The organism is uncultured Maribacter sp., assembly GCF_947500405.1.
In the GTDB taxonomy this organism is placed as follows: domain Bacteria; phylum Bacteroidota; class Bacteroidia; order Flavobacteriales; family Flavobacteriaceae; genus Maribacter_B.
On sequence record NZ_CANMRY010000002.1, the window covers coordinates 122,504 to 141,218 of the forward strand.

Below are 18,715 nucleotides of genomic sequence, written 5' to 3' on the forward strand. Positions count from 1 at the left end.
ACTATTGCATATCCTTTAAAATATCTATTAATTCTGCAACTGTTCTTGCGCCATCTAATCTGTCAGTTTTAAACACCATAAAGTAGCGATAGTTATCGCCTGCTTTACTTGCCCACTTTTCACCTAACCGTAATTTTTGTTGACTGTCTGAACCATCTAAATGGTCTCCTTTAGTTTCAATTAAAATAGTTTTACCGTTTTTCATTTTAACAATGAAATCGGGATAATGATTTACAAAACCATTTATCAATAAGCCTTTACCTCGTTCTAAATTTCTATGCCAGAATACTACGCTATCAAGATTTGCAACCTCGTTAATAACTTGCTTTTCAAAATCATTTATTTCACCCTCTTCGATATATAGGTTTTTTGTGATTCCTTTTAGCGTGTTTTTTGGACTTATTTTTTTAGAAAACTTAAATGATGGTTCGCATACTACAGTACCTTTATCTAATAATATATCAAACTGTTTTTCAGAATGTTGATCTGCTAATTCGTTTATTTTATTCTTAATTAGTTTAGCGTAAAAAGGTTCATTATTAGTTATTTCTGCAACCTTTTCACTATTTAGGTCTTTAATTATCTTCTTAACATAAGCAATAATCTGTGGCTCTGGTATTTGGTCTATTTTCTTAATTATTTTAGTAATACGACCTGCTATTTGGTTAACCTTTTGTTCAGGCGTAAGTGTTGATAGATATTCTGCAAATGCTTCTTTTACATGATTATCCACATACTTATACTCAGGTACATATTCATCTTTTCTACCCTCTGCTAAATCGATACTCGCCATTTTAGATGCTGTACGAGTTAAGTCTATATTACTATCCTGCTTATCTAATTCAAAGCCTTGTAATAAAAGGTTTTTAGTTAGCGGAACAAGATTTTCAGGTTCAATAAGTGAAGGTGCAGTTTTAATATGGAATGTTGGAATTACTACTTTATTTGCTTCTTCTTTAAAAACCTCTTTGATTGGGAATACTTTTATCTTTTCTTTCAATTCGGTTGGTATTAAATTATCTTCTTTTTCCAGTTCTTCCATTTTCTTCTCAAACTCTGCATTGGTATCACCTGCAAGTTTTAGAATGTCCTCTAATTGGCTTGAACCTTTTTCTGATTCTGTAAACTGTTTTACATCATCTACATTAATAGTTACCTCTTCATCTTCATTTGTAACATCTGCCGTAATAGGTTGTTCTTGTTGTTTACCGAACAAGTCTTCAAAACTGTCTTTACCAGTTGTGGTGTCTATTTTAGATTCTACTTGCTGTTCTTTTACTCGATAATCTTTTGCACTAAATCCTGACTTGTTAAGACCTAAAATGATTTTATCTAAAGTGTTTAAGAAATTATTAGATGATGTAAATACATACGAGTAATTCAATAAATCTTCTTGATGCTTGGTAACATAGGGTAATCTTAATACTCTACCTAAAATTTGTTCTACATCTACTGATGATGATTTATTTGCCAATGACGCTAAAATATAAGCAAACGGACAATCCCAACCCTCTTTTAAAGCATTTACAGTTATGATGTAACGAACTTCACAATCACGATTCAACAAGTCTACATTCTTAATCTCGTCCTTATTAGCAGTTTTAATTTTGATTTGATTCTCTGGTATACCTATTTCTATAAGGCTATTTTTAATTTTATCAAAAGTGATGTTATCATCATTGGTTTTGGGTTGTGCCTGGAATAATACTATAGGTCTAATATATTTACCACCATTAGATTCTTGCACTTTCGCTTTAGCTTCTAAGGTCTTTTGCATTTGTATGGCACTACTTAATACCTCTGTAGTATCTTGATGATTGTAAACGATAACTGGAAGTTTTACCATATTGTTTCTCTTCAACTTAATAGCATCTACAAAACTTATGATATTACTCTTATTACGTGGTGTTGCGGTTAAATCAAATACGAAACTTGGATTAATATTGTTTAACATATCTATCCTTAAATCAGCTTCAAAATTGTGACTTTCATCTATAACGATAACAGGATTTAAATAGGCTATCACTTGTATTAACGCAGTATCATCTACATTGTCAAGATTAGCTTTTAAGTCTCTAAAATGAGACACAAATTCTGCTAAGTTTTCATTTTCTCTATAAGCTCTTGGTAGCCCTTTTCTAACCGTTTCTACAAATGATTGAACACTTAATACTAAAATACTTAATTGTTCTTTTACCTCTACAGGATTGAATCCTTGACCAAATAGTAGGGCTTCTTTATCATATACTTTTACATTACCATTAAAATGAGCATCTATTTTTTGCCTGTATGGATGAGCAGGATTATTTAGATTTTTATAGGTCTGTTTTAAAATAGTATCTGAAGGCACAAACCAAACTACTACTTGTGGTTTATCTAACGGAAAACTATCGAAGATAGGTTTTAACGCATTACAGGCAATAAACGTTTTACCACCAGCTGTTGGAACTTTTACCGTAACTCTTGGCACACCTTTGATAGAGTTGTCATAAGGTCTTAGAAAGTTATCTTCTAAGGTCTGTAATGATATGCCTTTACTTTCCCAAAAGTTAGCAAATGCATTGTTAAGATGTCTTGTAGTGTCAAGTTCCTCTATATATTTAGTAAGGTCATTAATTACCTCTTGTTGGTATTTTTTTAATTCCATTCTTAGAAACGTTTTATATCTCTTGGTATCTTTTTGAATATGATGTTTTTATTGAGCATATAGGCTTCATCTAACAGACATATGTCTGCGTAGATAATGTACTGCTCTTGTAATTCTGAAATGATGGATAAACTATTATTATCTAAAGTGGTTAAACTATCTTTTTCATAATAGAAATAGTAACCGGTATCTTGATAATTATCTAATAAGTATTTTGCGTCCTTAGATTGCAACTTTTTTAATGGTTGCTTAGTTTCTGTATAGTAGATGTAGTTTCTAATTTTATCTTCTCCCACTTCTTCATTTAAGTTTTCATTCTCCTCGAATATTGGCTTACCTAATTCATAGAAATCGAAAGCGCCACCAATGCCTTCCCTTTTACCAGAAACCATTTTTTCGCCAACAATTGATATAGCACCATTATTTTCTGTTAAAGCTACTTTTGAATATTGCTCATCATTTTTATAATCATCATACTGTTTTAAAATTTTATCAGCTTTTTTAAGATTAGTAATATTTATAGAATATTCTTTTAAAGTCTCTTTTTGCTTACCGCTAAATTCATAACCTTGAATTACTTTCTTGATTCTGGTAGCTGTAATACTGTCAGCATAATCTTCCAACTCAACCATTATAAACTTGCGATTACCACCATCTTTTTTATTAAGATTAAGGACTGCGTGTGCTGTTGATGCTGTGCCTGCAAAAGAGTCTAAAATTATCGCATTCGGATTATCTTTTAAACTTAAAATCTTCTCCATCAAAGAAGTGGGTTTTGGTGTTTCAAATGGAAGTTTGGACTTTGGAAACAGCATTTTAATTTCTTTTTTGGCATCTTGAGTATGTCCCACTTCTGAATAAGGCCATACAGTCATTGGTGTAATACCATCCTTAACCTCAGTTTTGAATCTTTTAGTTGCAGGAATGTTACTACCATCTTTTCCAAACCATATACGATTATCCTCTACTGCTTCTTTAAATCGTTCTTTAGATAATAACCAACTCCTTCCTGAAGGTGGTAAACATTTTCTGCCAGAAGGTGTAATAATCTCGTAAACATTTGCTTCAACTCTTGGACCTACTGTAAAGTTATCGGTTCTCCATAAACCTCTTGAATCGTTATCTATATTTTGATATTTGCTGTCAGCATCTTCAGTTCTTGGAAGTAATAAATTGACCTGACTTTTATTTTTTGCGTAGCACACAACAAAATCGTGATTGGCAGAGAATCGCTTTTTTGTATTAATTGGTGCATATGCTCTTTGCCAAATAATATTATTCAGAAAATTATTAGGACCAAATATTAAATCTAACATAGGTTTCAAATTCCCTTGCTCGTAGTCATCAATTGAACAATAAAACACTCCATCATCCTTTAAAAGTTTGTGAAGTAACTTTATTCTTGGGTACATCATACATAGCCATTTGTCGTGACGTGTTAAATCTTCTCCATCAGTACCCACTATTTCTCCTAACCATTTTTGAATTTTAGGATGTTTTACATTATCGTTATACACCCATTTTTCTTTACCTGTATTATATGGTGGGTCTATATAAATCATATCCACACGACCTTCATATTCTGGAAGCAAGGCTTTTAATGCTTCAAGGTTATCTCCGTGAATTATTTTATTACCTCTGTTTACTTCATTCTCTGTTTGTCCTTGTTCATCAAAGCCATATTTATGTTCTAATATCTTATACGGTACATCTTGATGATGACTAACAACCTTATCTTTTCCTATCCAATTAAGTGTTGGCATATCTTATTTAATATCTTTTGTAACTAATAATTCTTTTGCATCTACATTTAAAATAGTGGCAATTTGGTATAACACTTCTAAACTTGGCTGGGTACGATTTTGTACATAACCATTTACGGTGTTAAAGCTTTTACCTAACTTATTTGCAAGCCATACTTGTTTAATACCTTTTTCTTCTAAAATTTCTTTTATTCTATTCATTAACTTAGTAATTGAGGGAAGTATAAAAATACCACATTTCACTATTAATATCATGTAATACGTTATATTTTTATTTAAATCTATCAGTAATTTCATATAAAATATTTTTAATTAACCCAATATAAATGAGTATATAAAAAAAGGACAGCAGAAATGCTGTCCTTTATATAATACTATTAAGTTTATTAATCCTTTAATTCATATGCCCATTTAAATCCGCTACTATGAAGTCTCTCTCCTCTACAACACCTAGAAATACATGTTTTTGAAACACCTGTTTGCCTTGATGCTTCTGCAACAGAAACATAAGTTGCCACTAAAATTCCTTCTAAGTTAAACTGTAATACCTGCCGTTTTCTAAGGTCTTTTTGAGGGATAAAGGTTTCTTTGTAATCATAACTCCAAAAGTATCCACCATAAACGTTGTTTACGCTTAAACAAGCTCTTGAGATATGTTGTTTAGTTGATTTTACTTCATTAGATGCTTCTTTTAAACTTTCAAATGTTTTAATTAATTTACCTGTAATTAAATCATACTGATATATCCTTTTTTTAAAATCTCCTCCACAAGACCCGTTATAACCCTCTTCCTTGGCATTATACTTTATAATGTATTCTTTTTCTTTTTGTGCTAATTCATTTATAGAATTTGCCGTATCTAACTGTTCCCATATGAAGGCATCTTCTCCATAAGTACGAATAGCATTATGAAATTTGTTTTCCTCTCCTCTTTGTGCTCTTTCGGTATGATCCCATTTTCGTTGGTTGATTCCTTTTGTTGTTGCGCCTATATAGCTTTTATTGTTTAAATTGTTTACTGCTTTATATATAATAAATGAATTTTCAATATTCATAATAATATTTTTAATAGATGTTTTATTTTACCTCTAAACACCTTGTTTATAGTTATAATAATTCTTTAACAGAAGCCCTCTTTAAACCCCTGTTATCATTGGATTTACAAATCAAATGGGGAAATCAGTTTTCCCCACAGTTATTAATTAGTGTCTTTAAATTTCAACTAATAATAAAATTATTGATATAATTAAACGATTGAAGTTGCCTCTAAATGATTGTAATCATTTAACCAATTTTGTAACAAATCCCTCATCCGTTTACTTGGTATAAAAAGATGCATTGGTTCGTTTAGTCTTATTTTTCCTCTCCAAATCCATTGTAGTAATTCTGCTAATGCCCAATTATCTTCATTGACTGTAACAGAACCAAATCTAAAGAAATCTATCACGTTAGGATTTAAATATCTGTTTGCTAAATAAACCATTGTTTCCTTATTAGAGTACTTATTAGTTGCCCTATCGTTGACAGGGATAAATCCCCTTGAATATCCTTTACCTTTTACCTTACCTTTAAATTCTTTAAATGTTGTAAATCCTGTATTAACAGACTTAGATTTAAAATTTCTTTCTATCAAATGGGCTACTGTACATTTGATTTTTTTAAACTCTTGAGAATTTCTTCTCTTTAGCCAATTAACACTAAAAGCTGTTCTGTTATCACCCATAGAATTACAAGGTCCTTCATAAATATTCAGAAGCCCTTTTATCTTTTTCTTCATAAACGCTACCTCTTTCTCAGACTTTTCAACTAATACATAGGGTATATTGTAATACTTAAAATAATTACACAATAAACTTCCTTCAAACAAATAGGTTAATACTGTTACAGAATTGAAGCTCATAAAAATCTCAGGCGGAAATGCCCATGCCAGCAATTTATCATTTACAAAAATTACATTCGCTGTATCGCAGTATTGCTTTAAATCTGCATAAAGTTTTCCATTATATTCATCTCCAGTAAAAGTAACTTCATGTGTTGCTTCATTAAGAACCAACAACCCTTCATTAAAAGCTATTTTAATATCATCAATTTTCATCCCTATTACCTTTATTGGGGTAAGAACTTCATCAAGAATTAAATCATATTTTTGAAAATACTTATAATCGTTTCTATGTAACTTAGAAAACAAACTATGTGTTGTTACTAGATTCAACCCCTGATTTGACATGCTAAGTAAGTTATCTCTCTTATAATGCACATTACTCTCTCCTAATTCATAATCATGAGTATAGGTTATTTTAGGGTCATAGGTATTAGGAACTCCATCCAATATGCGATTCACCTCATCCAAAAATGGAGTCACATAGATAAAACTTCTATTACTTTTTTTCATTTTTTCTATCGCATCATAGGTCTTACCACTACCCATAATTTGATCACAAATTGTTACTGTTTTTTTCTTCTCTTCCAAAATTTACTTTATTAAATGTTATTAGCCGTATAACTATTTAAATAAGAGGTAAAAACAAAGAATAGAATTAGAGTATCAGATACACCCTAATATACAAAATTCGACCCCTAAAAGTCAATGGAATTAAACGAAAATATTGGTATTAGTATCATTACGTAATAGCTATTTTGATTCAAAATTGAACCCATTTTAATAATGTTTAAACCCATAATTAAAAAAATGAGACACGATTTTTAACGTATCCCATTTTTTGAAAGTACTCAAATCATTTTCAGGGGCATCTTTTTAAAGAAGGGTGCCGTCTCAAAACATACCTTATTAAAGAGTATGGAAAATACAGAATAGACTTCTTTTTTTAGCTGATAATTATAAAATGATAATAGTAATAAGCTTTACCTTCTATTATATATACAGTTACTAAGTCTTTAGTAATTTTAACCTCTTGAACCCAAACTAACCTACCTCTTTTAAGATTGCCAATATCAACTATTGCGCGAGCTTTAAAAGGGCAAAAAAGAATTTTTAAAAGGTTATTCCATGTAACGATATATAGTTCTTTAGATGAGCTATATTTTAATATTTCAGCTAATTGTTCTTCACTCATAATCATATTTTATAGATGAACAATACAGGTTATCTTATATACAATCGATTCAAAATAGCTATGACATTAATTAGATGTAAGCCAATTAGGCTCTCTATTTTTCATAGAATACCCTAGTTCATTCACTAGTTCGTATGCGCAAACATTACGCTCAAAATTACTATCTATATAAGATGACTTATTTGCTTCTGTAATTAAATTGTATAATTTCCAGAAATTAATAGAGCCATCCAAACTACGTCCAAAATTAGGGCACTGATAATAGTTTTTTATTATATTTCCTATTTGGCTCTCTGTTAGTGCTATTGGGAAAATTAGTTGTTTTTCTGCTTTACTCAAATGTTGGTACATCTTAATTTTTCCAATAAAATGAGCAAATTGTTTTTCTGTAAAACTATACTGAGGCATTTTCAACATTAAGGTTAAGTGTTTTTCTTTGTTATAATTAGAAAATAACCCTTCCATTTGATTGGTTAATTCATGAATAGAACTAATACGTACTTCATTTAAAAAGCCATCTGTACTTATACAAAGATTAGTACATACTGTATTTTTAAAACCGATGAAGATTTTAAATTTCTCTAATGACTTTTTACTGTATAAATTTTCTTGATTATAAGCACGTACTCCTCCAATATTTAGCGTTATTTTATTTCCATTAACCACCTCGAAAACCTCGGGCAGTTCTATTAAAAAAGCACATCTTTCATAATAGATGGTTTTCTCTTCTTCTAGAAGGTCTTTTGCTGGCTTACCAATAGCAGAAGGAACACGACCTTTTACAACATGGCTTACTCTAATTTGAGGCTGATTTACTAACATTTCTGGAAAGAAACCTTGAACAACTTCAGTAGTTTTTTCAATGAACTGAGCATGACTAATAGTGGTTTCATTATCTTTTGAAAACACAGGAATAATACACTCCTTTTTTAAATGCTCAAGAGTCACTTCTTGGGTGTTAGCCTCAATAAATCCACTAGAAGATTGAGTAATAATTTCTGAAGTATCTTGAATAATATTTTGCACTGGATTATTATTTGCTATTAACTGCATTAGTATTTGTTTTAGTTTGATTAATAATTGTCTCTAATGGTATTACGTGATTAGAGATAGACTCTAAAGCTGTTTTACGCTGTAAAATAAATGGATATACTTCTTTCTTTAACCCATGATATTTTTGATATAAATGACGTAAACCATCAATGGTTGTACAGTTAGAAATTTCTGTTTTAGCTTGCTTTATAGTCAAACCTTCATTGCACCATTGCATTAATTTTCTACCAGTAGAAGAACTAATGATAAACTCTGGCTTATCCATAAACAAACCTGTTCTATCCTTAGATGCTTTAGCCATATGGTTTTCATTAATTAACTCAAAATTCGCAGTCAATTCATATTCAAATCCTTCACGTGTAATGGATTTTAAGCCATGTTTAACAACTTTAGTCTTACCATTGGAGGCAGAATCCATAGAGTAATCTATTTTACTTCTAACCGTTGTTATAACATGTAATTCTGACTGTAATATGGTGTCAATAAACTCTTGATGCCTGGGAGAAACTTTACTCCAATCCTGAAAGCGACCCCCTAATTTTTCATGAATATTTAAACAACCTCCCTTACCTTGCCATTCATGTGTAATACTATCAATAATGACAACTTCCATATTTGCCTTTTCACAAGTTTTAATAGCCTCTATATAACGCTCAGGACTGTATGGAGCGTTAAGAGATAAAACATTAAAATCTCCTAAATGAGCATATAAACTTGCACTATTATTCTCAGTATCGATTATAGCAATTTTAGACCAATCATTTGTAATTCCATAAGCCAAGAGTAATGCAGAGTAGCTTTTTCCAAATCCACTTGCGCCACTTAATCCTATCCTTAATTTAACTTGATGCCGTTGGGCTGTTTTTAGTTTCATAATTTTTAAATTTTATAGTTTCTAATAATTTTTATTATGGTGTATAAACAAAAAAAAAGAGCCTCATTTTCTGAAGCTCTTAATTCTATATATTACCTAAAGCATTTAAGATACTATTTCTTCTTCTACCAGATGATTATTAACAATTTCATCTTCTAAACTAACAAACTCGTATCTATGAGAAAGATGTATTACTTCACCAGTATCTGGATTAGAATACTCATACTCATCTACTTTAACTTTTTTAATTGTTCCTTCTATTTCGGCACCAATTAAACTAGCGCAAACACTTTCATCAAAAGTACAAGGGACATTAGCTTTTCTTGCTGTAAAATAGGTTTTACCTGTTTCTTTACTCTTAACAGTTTCTAGACCTCCTTGCGCTATAAGAACGCAAAAGGTTGTCCCATCCTCCCTAGAATAGGTTTTGTAATCCACAATTTTTACCATGGTTTAAATAATTTAAGATTATACAATAAACGTGCGGGGTATCCGCAAAATTTAAAAAGAGTGGGGGTTGAATTCTAGGTAATCACACGTTCACACCCATTATAATCTTTGAAAAAACTGAAAAAAATTTTTTTTTTTACTGAACTAACTATTTAAATATAGATTGAATTCTAAGAAGTAGTCTTTTTAAAACAGTTGGTCTTTGAGTTTCCTCCATACTGTTATCAATATATTCATAGTCAATTAAGATTCCCTTCTTGAAGTTAAAAAGCAAATCTCTTTCGTATTTAGATTCATAGCCCATATGAACGTATTTAATCATTTTACCATCTGGCACTCTAATAGTTCCAGTATACCAACTAGCGAATACTCTATCTTGATTTGGAAATAAGTAATTTATATCTACAACCTCTATATTGTCCTTGCCATTATAGATGTTTCCATTAATACTATTTAGATATAATTTATCTTGTGTCAATTGCCATTCTCCTGTATAACCACGCCAACAAGCCGTATTATCCATAAAGAATTTAGGCTTATTATTTAGACTGCTCAAATATGGTTTTAATGGCTCTGTTGCTATAGCATATTTTACATTATCTATACATAATATTTCTTTTATTTGAGCTGTCATTTAATTATCTTTTTCTCTGAAAATAAATGCTATCAATCCAATTACAAACGTAATTACAAAAGAATAAACAAAAATTGTAGACCTCAATTCAACAGTTTTAATATAAGCCTCACATGAACTCATAGAAATAATAAATAATGTAAGGGATAATAATTTAAATCTTTTCATAAAAAATACCGCGTATTGAATAGAATTATTAATAATTACTTACAATTTTCATTAATTAATTCGAGAATATCAGCCCTCCCTAAGTTCAAAGCATTCTTTAAATCTATACATGCACTACTAGTTTTTCCAATCTTTATTTTCTGAAGTGCCCTATTTACGAGTGTTTTTTCTAATAAGTAATTTAATGATACCGCCTTAGAGTAATATTGTATAGATTTTATTGGCTCATTTTCCTTATCAAAAACAACTCCTAAATTGTAATTAATATCAGGATCATTTGGATTAAGATTAATAGCGTTCATTAAAGATATTTTACTCTCTTTAAATCTATCCAAATCCATTAATATTAATCCTTTTAAGTTGAAATAACTTGGTTGATTGTTATTAATTTCTATAGCTGATGAGATTTTTTTTAAAGCTTCTGTGTTATTTCCAACTTGATTATATAATAATGCTTGATTATAAAAGTCATCAGGATTATTGGGGCTTAATTTTTCTGCTTTATTTAAAAAATCTATTGCTTCATTTAATTTACCTTTGTTACTATATATAAAAGCTAAATCAACATAAATATCATAAGCAAACGTTGACTGCTTTGTTATGTTTAAAGATTTGTTGTAATAGACTAATGCTGAATCAACTCTATTAAGATCATGATATAAAAGTTGAGCTATTCTAAAATTAAAATTTGGATTATTAGGCATTATAGAAATTCCTTTTTCAAAATCTTCTAATGCTTTTTCAAAAGAACCTATACTTTCATAAAAAATAGCTCTACCTACGTAAGTATTAGCGTTGCTGTTATCCGCTTCTATAGCTCTATTTAAAAGAGTTAAAGTCTTACCTTTATCCTTTTCTATATTTGACAATCCTAAAAGAATCTCTGATTCAACAAAAGCATCTTTTTTGTTATTTTCGACTAATGCCATCTCATAAAACCTAAGAGCTTCTACCATGTTATTCTTTTTATAGAGAATCGCCGCCATTAAAACATAATCCTTGGCAAAATTTGCGTTTTTGTCCTTATTTGCAATATTATATTCAATGTCCACTAAAGCTTCTTCATATTTACCAATTGACATTTTGGTAATTGCATTTTGTTCATGAAGTCCAAAAGGTTTTAAATTATCTTTTTTTTGTTTACGAATTGCAGTTTCTAAATCTTTAATTTCTTCTTCGAATTCTCCAAGTGAATCATAGATTAATGCACGAATAACATACCCGTTTAAACTATCTGGGTATTGTTTAATTGATTTGTTTATTTCAATTAATGCCTTTTCTGCATCTCCTTTATTAAAGAAAAAATCTTCAGCGATTTCTCTATGATTTATTGAACTATTACAAGAACAAAAAATGAATAAAGTTAATAATGTAATGTATTTCATATAAAATTTTAGTTTTTTAAGTAGGAATTTTAAAGGTTAAAAATAGGCAAATATGCCTATATAAAAATACATTTTCTCCACCATTTTTAATGTGTGAATTCAAAAGACGAAAATGTATTTTTATTAAGCTTTGGCAACAACCTTAGAAGGTTAAGAAAATCTAAGGGTTTCACTCAAGAGGAACTTGCAAATGAGCTGAATATAGAGATTTCACAAATAAGTAGAATAGAAAGAGGTATAATTAATACATCCATTTCAAATGCTTACTCTATTGCAAAAACCTTAGGTATTAAACCCTCTGAATTATTTGAGTGAAATTTTCTTTGTAAGTCTTTCCATTTCTTTACTTACTTTTTTCTGAACAACCTTACCATAATAGTCTTGCGTAATTTGTATGCTAGAATGCCCTAATAACTCACTAACTATTTCCATAGGCACATCATTATAAAGTAAAACAGTAGATGCAAATGTTTTTCTAGCTGTATGGTGTGTTACCCTCTTAGATATACCAACTATCTCAATGATTTCTTTTAAATAAGAATTCATCTTTTGATTGCTAATTGCTGGTAGTAATTTCTCATTAGTTGAATTATATTTATCTAATATATATTTTGCTTTTGGTAATAAAGGAACAGATATAAACTTATTGGTTTTTTCCCTCTTCATCTTTATCCATTTATTTCCATCAAAGGCATTTATTATATGCACTTTGCATAAATTAGACATCTCATTATAAGCAAGTCCTGTATAGCAGCAAAATATAAATAAGTCGTTTACTACTTCTAATCTAGGTTGTATAAATTCGTGCTGCTCTAATATTTTTAGTTCTTCTACAGATAAAAAAACTACTTCTTTTTTAACTCTAGTTGGCTTATGGTTTATGAAAGGGTCTCGTTCTAAATATCCCTCCAATACAGCAAGTCTAACAGGCTTTCTAAAGCGCTGAATCACTTTGTTAACTGTTACTTGTTTTTGATTCCTAGCCGTCTTTAAATAGTACTCAAAATCAATCAAAAACTTTGAATTAAGTTTACTTAAAGGATAATCTCTTTTCTTAAACTTTAGAAAAATAAAAGATTCTAAATGATTACAAGAATATTCAAACTTCTTCCATGTGGCAAGTTTAATATCTCTATCAATTAGGTTTTTTTTCAACACTAAATATTGCTTAAAATAGCTTACAACATTAGCATCTTTTTTAATCTTTTTATCTATATACTTGTCCAATATATCCTCAATTGTAAACTCAATATTTTGAACTTGTAAAAACAAATATGCATTTTGTATTTTTTGATTTATTAATAATAGTTGACTATTTAATCTTTCAGATAACTCATAATCTTTAATAAAAATCTGCTTTTTAGAATGCCAATAGCGAGGTTCTACAAATTGACCTATAGAAAATTGCTTTCTTTTCTTTTTAAAAGTTATTCTACAATAAATTGGGCATTGACCCTTCTTGTTTGTTTTTGCTTTATTTAGATAAAATAAAACACTTAGTGATTCTTGATTCATTTCCAATCGATTTTATGTTAAACAATTGGCGTACAATTCAGTTAAAAAAGTGGGATACCCAGAAATTTTAATGGGATACCTAATTGGATACCTTTTTCCTTTAAAATCCTTGATAAATTAATAATTGAATAATAGTGGAGATAATAGACAAATTGGCAATAAACCTTAATGTTTACTGGGGTTTAAATCAAAAAAGCCTTTACATTTCTGTAAAGGCTTTTTGTTTATCTGCTCCCCCTCTTGGGCTCGAACCAAGGACCCTCTGATTAACAGTCAGATGCTCTAACCAACTGAGCTAAGGAGGAGTGTTATTTTGCTTTAGTAACCTAAAGCGGGTGCAAATATAAATGTTTTTTCAAATTCACCAAACAATTTTTTATTGTTTTTATTTAGTTATCCATTTATATAAATCGTTACCGTTGGCAAACAATAATAAAGCTATTAAAATAAAGAAACCTGTCATTTGTGCATATTCCATAAATTTATCACTTGGCTTTCTTCCAGTAATCATCTCGTATAGTAAAAACATTACGTGTCCGCCATCTAACGCTGGTATTGGTAATATGTTCATAAACGCCAAAATAATAGATATAAAAGCTGTTGCACTCCAAAAAGCTGGCCAGTTCCAAGCATCAGGAAAAATGCCTGCAATTGCAGCAAAACCACCTACACCTTTATAAGCTCCTGTAGAGGGGTTAAATATTTTTTTCATCCCTTTTATATAATCCGACAAAGTTTTTATTCCTTTATCTATTCCTGCTGGTATAGATTCTATAAAAGAATAATTTACTTTTTCTATCTTAAAATATCCTTCGTCTTGGTATTGTTGCATTGTCATTGCTCCTAGTGCAACTCCTAAAGTTGCTTCTGAACTTACTTTTGCAGCAATAGTCTCTACAGCACCATCTTCTCTTTTTAAAGTTACCTGTATATCTTTTTCTTTATTTTCTTCTAATAATGGTTTTACTTGATCCAAGTAAGTAACGTCTGTATCATTTATTTTTAAAACAACATCATTTTTACGAAAATCAGTGTCTTTATTTACAGAACCTTCCGAAATTTCATTTATAATAAATGGTTGCCTTAAGGCTAAAAAACGCATTTTATCTTCGTCTTCTATTAGCTTAGCTATAAAATCTTCGGGAATTTCTTGGTCAAAAGTTCTTCCATCTCTTTTTATAGTAATGGTATTACCATAAGCAATAGTACCAACCATACTAGTAAACCTCTCTACTTTAACACCATCTATAGCAACTATTAAATCTCCTGTTTTAACTCCTAATTTATCTCCTATAGCTTGTTCTGTAACCCAAAAACCATCTTTTAAACTTGTAGCAGAAATATACTCATCGCCGTAAGACCATGCCATTCCTATGTATATTATTACTGCCAATATAAAATTAACGGTTACCCCTCCTAGCATAATTATTAATCGTTGCCAAGCTGGTTTGCTTCTAAATTCCCATTCTTTTGGTTCTTCGGCCATGGCTTCGGTATCCATGCTTTCATCAATCATACCTGAGATTTTAACATATCCTCCCAAAGGCAACCAACCTATACCATAAACGGTTTCTCCTATTTTCTTCTTAAACAAAGAGAACTTAACATCAAAAAACAGGTAGAATTTCTCTACTCTTGTTTTAAATATTTTTGCTGGTATAAAATGCCCCAATTCATGTAGTACAATCAATAGTGATAGACTTAAAAAGAATTGGATGGTTTTAATTAAAATTGGATTCATTTTTGTTTTGTATCGTTAAAAATCGGCTCAAAAATACATCTTTACAAAGTCTTAAAAAAAGAAACTGCCTTTAGTACAGCGTTTTTATGATTTTATTAGCAACAATATAACTTTCTTTATTTTGATAACTATACCATGCTAATGTACCTTTGCATAAAAAATTATGTTTTCTTTTTTTAGCAAATACAAGTTTTTTGGATTAGTTATGCTAGTACTTTCTGGTATAATAATTTACTTGTTTTATACAGCGCTAACTCCAAAAAAAACGCTTCTTATTTACCAACCAGCTATGGTTAACGCAGAATTAGTAGATAGCACATTACAGTATGTAAAAAAATACCACAGTGTAGCTAACTTCTCATTAACTAACCAAAATGGAGAAACAATTACGCAAGAAAATTATAAGAACAAAATTTACATAGCCGATTTCTTTTTTACCACCTGCCCCACTATTTGCCCCATAATGACTAAAAATATGGGAGAAATACAATCCAAAATATTAAAAGACACCAATGTTTTGCTACTATCACACTCAGTAACCCCAGATATAGATTCTGTTGCACAATTAAAAAAATATGCTCTAGAAAAAGGGGTAATAGACACCAAATGGAATTTAGTTACTGGCAGTAAAAAAGAAATATATGAACTGGCCAGAAAATCTTACTTAGCTGTTAAAACAGATGGTGATGGAGGTCCTTTTGATATGATACATACAGAGAATTTTATACTTATAGATAAAGAAAAGCGTATAAGAGGTTTTTACGATGGTACTAAAACAGAAGATATAGAAAAATTATTATCCGATTTAGAGATTCTTAAAAAAACCTATTTAGAGTAAAAAAAGCTTCTTAAAAAATTTTATAAAATAGCCTTATTAAAATTCGTGTTTTTCCCTTACTTTTGCTCTTAATTAAAATGAATCTAAATAAACATTAGTGACTACAGTTGCAAACTTAAAAAGGGGAGAAAAAGGTATTATTAAAGATATTGCCTATGATTCTCTTCCTATAAAACTACTAGAACTTGGTTGTTTACCAGGCAATATGGTAGAGCTAGTACAAGTTGCACCACTAAAAGACCCAATTTATATTAATGTAAATGGTTCTCATATTGCTATAAGACGCGCTATGGCCTTAAAGATTAAGTTAGATCTTATAGAAACAAAATAACCTATGAGTAAACAAATAAACGTAGCCCTCATAGGCAACCCTAACACTGGAAAAACTTCGGTTTTTAACCAATTAACAGGATTAAACCAAAAAGTTGGAAACTACCCTGGCATTACGGTTGAAAAAAAAGAAGGGATTTGTAAACTCCCAAGAGGTGTAAAAGCTCATATAATTGACTTACCTGGAACTTATAGCTTAAACACAACCTCTTTAGATGAAAGTGTAGCGGTAGAGTTATTATTAAATAAAAAAGATAAAAACCACCCCGATGTAGCCATTGTTGTCTCTGATGTAGAAAATTTAAAAAGGAATCTTTTACTGTTTACACAAATTAAAGACCTTAAAATCCCTACCCTTTTAGTCATTAACATGGCAGACCAAATGACCAAAAAAGGGATTGTGATTGATATAGAACTTCTAGAAAAAAAATTAGATACTAAAATTGCACTAGTAAGTTCTAGAAAAGGAACAGGAATAAATAAATTAAAAGAGCTTATAACAGATTATAAAAATTTGTCTACAACGCCTTGCATAGATACTACCAAAATTGACGCTGAGTATTTTAACAGCCTACAACAAGCTTTTCCAAAAGAAGACTTATACAAACTTTGGCTAGTTATAACGCAGGATGTAAACTTTATGCCTATAGAAAAAAAGGTAATCCCAGACACATCTTCTTTTTCTACAAAATCTAAATCAGAACTTAAAAGACTCCAACAAAAAGAAACCATATTAAGGTATAAATTTATAAATGAGACATTAAAAGAAGCATATCATGTAGATATTAATGCCGCTACAGGAGTAAGAGCTACCTTAGATAAAGTACTTACTCATAAAATATTTGGGTATGTAATTTTCTTTCTTATTCTTCTTCTTATTTTCCAAGCAATTTATGATTGGAGCAGTTACCCAATGGATTTTATTGATGAGTCCTTTGCAACAGTTAGTGAGTTGGTTAAAAACACCTTACCAGAAGGAGCATTTACAAATTTAATAGCTGAAGGAATTTTAGCAGGTATTGGTGGTATTGTAATTTTCATACCCCAAATTGCCTTTTTATTTTTATTCATTGCTTTGCTAGAAGAAACGGGTTATATGAGTAGAGTTGTTTTTTTAACAGACCGTATAATGCGTCCTTTTGGATTAAGTGGCAAGAGTATAGTGCCTCTAATTTCTGGTACTGCATGTGCAATTCCTGCAGTAATGGCTACAAGAACTATAGAAAACTGGAAAGAACGTTTAATAACCATCTTAGTAACTCCTTTTACAACTTGTTCTGCGCGTTTACCAGTATACTTAATAATTATCTCTTTAGTAATACCAGAAGGAAGGTTTTTAGGCTTAAGTTACCAAGCACTTACTTTAATGCTTTTATATTTAATAGGGTTTGCAGCATCTATACTATCTGCAATGATATTAAACAAAATATTAAAAATTAAAAGTAGGTCCTTCTTTGTAGTAGAAATGCCAAATTACAAACTACCATTATTTAAAAATGTAGCTTATACAGTATGGGAAAAAACAAAAAGTTTTGTTTTTGGAGCAGGTAAAATTATTCTAGCTATTTCTATAATTATTTGGTTTTTAGGGTCTAATGGCTTTTCTGAAAATTATAAAAATGCAGACACGATTATAGAAAATAAAATAAAAAAAGAAGGATTATCTTCTTTTAATCAAGAAAGTGTTGTAGAAGATTTAGCAATCTACAAAATAACTTTATTAGAAAGTGAAGACAAAACACTTTATAAAACAAACCCAATATTATTAAAAGATTCCCTTAAACTAAAAAGCATAGAACTTTACAAACAAGCTAAAAGCCAAGAAATTGCTAGTTATAAATTAGAAAACTCTTATATGGGATACCTAGGAAAAGCTATAACTCCTGTTGTAGAACCCTTAGGTTACGATTGGAAAATAGGAATAGCAGTGTTAACTTCCTTTGCTGCCAGAGAAGTATTTGTAGGTACTTTAGCAACCATTTATAGTGTGGGTAGTGATGAAGAGAACACCATAAAAAACCGAATGGCTGCAGAGATTAATCCTGTAACTAAAAAACCTTTATTTAATCTTGCTTCTGGAGTTTCTCTATTATTATTTTATGCTTTTGCCATGCAATGTATGAGTACTTTAGCTATTGTAAAAAGAGAGACAAACTCTTGGAAATGGCCTGCAGGACAATTAGTTTTTATGAGCGTTTTTGCTTATATTGTAGCTTTAGCAGCATACCAAATATTAAATTAAT

At 30.1% G+C, this 18,715-nt stretch carries 17 protein-coding genes and 1 tRNA gene; 4 read left to right on the forward strand and 14 right to left on the reverse strand.

Features of this window, described 5'->3' with window-relative positions:
* Position 1: 1 nt before the first annotated feature.
* From Q0945_RS02710 to Q0945_RS02760, 11 genes are all read right to left on the reverse strand, one after another.
* Positions 2-2,647 (reverse strand): DEAD/DEAH box helicase family protein, encoded by a 2,646-nt coding sequence (locus Q0945_RS02710; protein ID WP_299430525.1) that lies wholly within the window; start codon positions 2,645-2,647, stop codon positions 2-4.
* A 2-nt stretch (positions 2,648-2,649) separates the two neighbouring features.
* Positions 2,650-4,410 carry a site-specific DNA-methyltransferase gene (locus tag Q0945_RS02715; RefSeq protein ID WP_299430527.1) on the reverse strand — a complete coding sequence of 587 codons (1,761 nt, stop codon included), beginning with the start codon at positions 4,408-4,410 and terminating at the stop codon, positions 2,650-2,652.
* Positions 4,411-4,413: 3 nt separating this feature from the next.
* Complete coding sequence (locus Q0945_RS02720) at positions 4,414-4,611, reverse strand: helix-turn-helix transcriptional regulator (protein ID WP_299431160.1); 198 nt, start codon at positions 4,609-4,611, stop codon at positions 4,414-4,416.
* Positions 4,612-4,796: 185 nt separating this feature from the next.
* Positions 4,797-5,465, reverse strand: coding sequence for an NUMOD1 domain-containing DNA-binding protein (locus tag Q0945_RS02725; protein WP_299430529.1), 669 nt, complete (start codon positions 5,463-5,465; stop codon positions 4,797-4,799).
* Between the two features lie 191 nt (positions 5,466-5,656).
* A complete protein-coding gene (locus Q0945_RS02730) occupies positions 5,657-6,880 on the reverse strand; it encodes a DEAD/DEAH box helicase family protein (protein WP_299430531.1) in 1,224 nt (407 codons plus the stop codon).
* Between the two features lie 355 nt (positions 6,881-7,235).
* Positions 7,236-7,484 (reverse strand): hypothetical protein, encoded by a 249-nt coding sequence (locus tag Q0945_RS02735; protein WP_299430533.1) that lies wholly within the window; start codon positions 7,482-7,484, stop codon positions 7,236-7,238.
* A 66-nt stretch (positions 7,485-7,550) separates the two neighbouring features.
* Positions 7,551-8,537 carry a DUF3871 family protein gene (locus Q0945_RS02740; protein WP_299430535.1) on the reverse strand — a complete coding sequence of 329 codons (987 nt, stop codon included), beginning with the start codon at positions 8,535-8,537 and terminating at the stop codon, positions 7,551-7,553.
* Complete coding sequence (locus Q0945_RS02745) at positions 8,518-9,411, reverse strand: AAA family ATPase (protein ID WP_299430536.1); 894 nt, start codon at positions 9,409-9,411, stop codon at positions 8,518-8,520. Before Q0945_RS02745 ends, Q0945_RS02740 begins: the two co-directional genes overlap by 20 nt.
* 105 nt (positions 9,412-9,516) lie before the next feature.
* Positions 9,517-9,861 (reverse strand): hypothetical protein, encoded by a 345-nt coding sequence (locus tag Q0945_RS02750; protein WP_299430538.1) that lies wholly within the window; start codon positions 9,859-9,861, stop codon positions 9,517-9,519.
* A gap of 148 nt (positions 9,862-10,009) precedes the next feature.
* Complete coding sequence (locus Q0945_RS02755) at positions 10,010-10,495, reverse strand: hypothetical protein (protein WP_299430540.1); 486 nt, start codon at positions 10,493-10,495, stop codon at positions 10,010-10,012.
* Positions 10,496-10,698: 203 nt separating this feature from the next.
* Positions 10,699-12,048 carry a hypothetical protein gene (locus Q0945_RS02760; protein ID WP_299430542.1) on the reverse strand — a complete coding sequence of 450 codons (1,350 nt, stop codon included), beginning with the start codon at positions 12,046-12,048 and terminating at the stop codon, positions 10,699-10,701.
* A 93-nt stretch (positions 12,049-12,141) separates the two neighbouring features.
* On the opposite strand from Q0945_RS02760, the gene Q0945_RS02765 reads away from it, so the two are divergent.
* Positions 12,142-12,363, forward strand: coding sequence for a helix-turn-helix transcriptional regulator (locus Q0945_RS02765; RefSeq protein WP_299430544.1), 222 nt, complete (start codon positions 12,142-12,144; stop codon positions 12,361-12,363).
* On the opposite strand, the gene Q0945_RS02770 is transcribed toward Q0945_RS02765, so the two are convergent.
* From Q0945_RS02770 to rseP, 3 genes are all read right to left on the reverse strand, one after another.
* Positions 12,352-13,563: a site-specific integrase gene (locus Q0945_RS02770; protein WP_299430546.1), complete on the reverse strand. Its 1,212-nt coding sequence runs from the start codon at positions 13,561-13,563 to the stop codon at positions 12,352-12,354. The genes Q0945_RS02765 and Q0945_RS02770 overlap by 12 nt on opposite strands.
* A gap of 231 nt (positions 13,564-13,794) precedes the next feature.
* A tRNA-Asn gene (locus Q0945_RS02775) sits at positions 13,795-13,868 on the reverse strand.
* A gap of 80 nt (positions 13,869-13,948) precedes the next feature.
* On the reverse strand, positions 13,949-15,304 hold the full coding sequence (rseP, locus tag Q0945_RS02780) for an RIP metalloprotease RseP (protein WP_299430548.1): 1,356 nt from the start codon (positions 15,302-15,304) through the stop codon (positions 13,949-13,951).
* 163 nt (positions 15,305-15,467) lie between these two features.
* Here rseP and Q0945_RS02785 point away from each other — a divergent pair, with 163 nt between their 5' ends.
* The 3 genes from Q0945_RS02785 (at position 15,468) to feoB (ending at position 18,714) form a co-directional block, all read left to right on the forward strand.
* Complete coding sequence (locus tag Q0945_RS02785; protein ID WP_299430551.1) at positions 15,468-16,142, forward strand: SCO family protein; 675 nt, start codon at positions 15,468-15,470, stop codon at positions 16,140-16,142.
* 97 nt (positions 16,143-16,239) lie between these two features.
* Positions 16,240-16,473 carry a FeoA family protein gene (locus tag Q0945_RS02790; RefSeq protein WP_298484988.1) on the forward strand — a complete coding sequence of 78 codons (234 nt, stop codon included), beginning with the start codon at positions 16,240-16,242 and terminating at the stop codon, positions 16,471-16,473.
* A 3-nt stretch (positions 16,474-16,476) separates the two neighbouring features.
* Positions 16,477-18,714, forward strand: a complete 2,238-nt coding sequence (gene feoB, locus Q0945_RS02795; protein ID WP_299430553.1) for a ferrous iron transport protein B — start codon at positions 16,477-16,479, stop codon at positions 18,712-18,714.
* Position 18,715 lies beyond the last annotated feature (1 nt).

Excerpts from the sequence above, each read along its gene's own strand:
- Q0945_RS02740 (WP_299430535.1), bottom strand. The coding sequence starts at position 8,537 with ATGCAGTTAATAGCAAATAATAATCCAGTGCAAAATATTATTCAAGAT.
- Q0945_RS02720 (WP_299431160.1), bottom strand. The coding sequence starts at position 4,611 with ATGAATAGAATAAAAGAAATTTTAGAAGAAAAAGGTATTAAACAAGTA.
- Q0945_RS02710 (WP_299430525.1), bottom strand. The coding sequence starts at position 2,647 with ATGGAATTAAAAAAATACCAACAAGAGGTAATTAATGACCTTACTAAA.
- Q0945_RS02725 (WP_299430529.1), bottom strand. The coding sequence starts at position 5,465 with ATGAATATTGAAAATTCATTTATTATATATAAAGCAGTAAACAATTTA.
- Q0945_RS02760 (WP_299430542.1), bottom strand. The coding sequence starts at position 12,048 with ATGAAATACATTACATTATTAACTTTATTCATTTTTTGTTCTTGTAAT.
- Q0945_RS02715 (WP_299430527.1), bottom strand. The coding sequence starts at position 4,410 with ATGCCAACACTTAATTGGATAGGAAAAGATAAGGTTGTTAGTCATCAT.
- Q0945_RS02770 (WP_299430546.1), bottom strand. The coding sequence starts at position 13,563 with ATGAATCAAGAATCACTAAGTGTTTTATTTTATCTAAATAAAGCAAAA.
- Q0945_RS02755 (WP_299430540.1), bottom strand. The coding sequence starts at position 10,495 with ATGACAGCTCAAATAAAAGAAATATTATGTATAGATAATGTAAAATAT.
- rseP (WP_299430548.1), bottom strand. The coding sequence starts at position 15,304 with ATGAATCCAATTTTAATTAAAACCATCCAATTCTTTTTAAGTCTATCA.
- Q0945_RS02750 (WP_299430538.1), bottom strand. The coding sequence starts at position 9,861 with ATGGTAAAAATTGTGGATTACAAAACCTATTCTAGGGAGGATGGGACA.
- Q0945_RS02745 (WP_299430536.1), bottom strand. The coding sequence starts at position 9,411 with ATGAAACTAAAAACAGCCCAACGGCATCAAGTTAAATTAAGGATAGGA.
- Q0945_RS02735 (WP_299430533.1), bottom strand. The coding sequence starts at position 7,484 with ATGAGTGAAGAACAATTAGCTGAAATATTAAAATATAGCTCATCTAAA.
- feoB (WP_299430553.1), top strand. The coding sequence starts at position 16,477 with ATGAGTAAACAAATAAACGTAGCCCTCATAGGCAACCCTAACACTGGA.
- Q0945_RS02785 (WP_299430551.1), top strand. The coding sequence starts at position 15,468 with ATGTTTTCTTTTTTTAGCAAATACAAGTTTTTTGGATTAGTTATGCTA.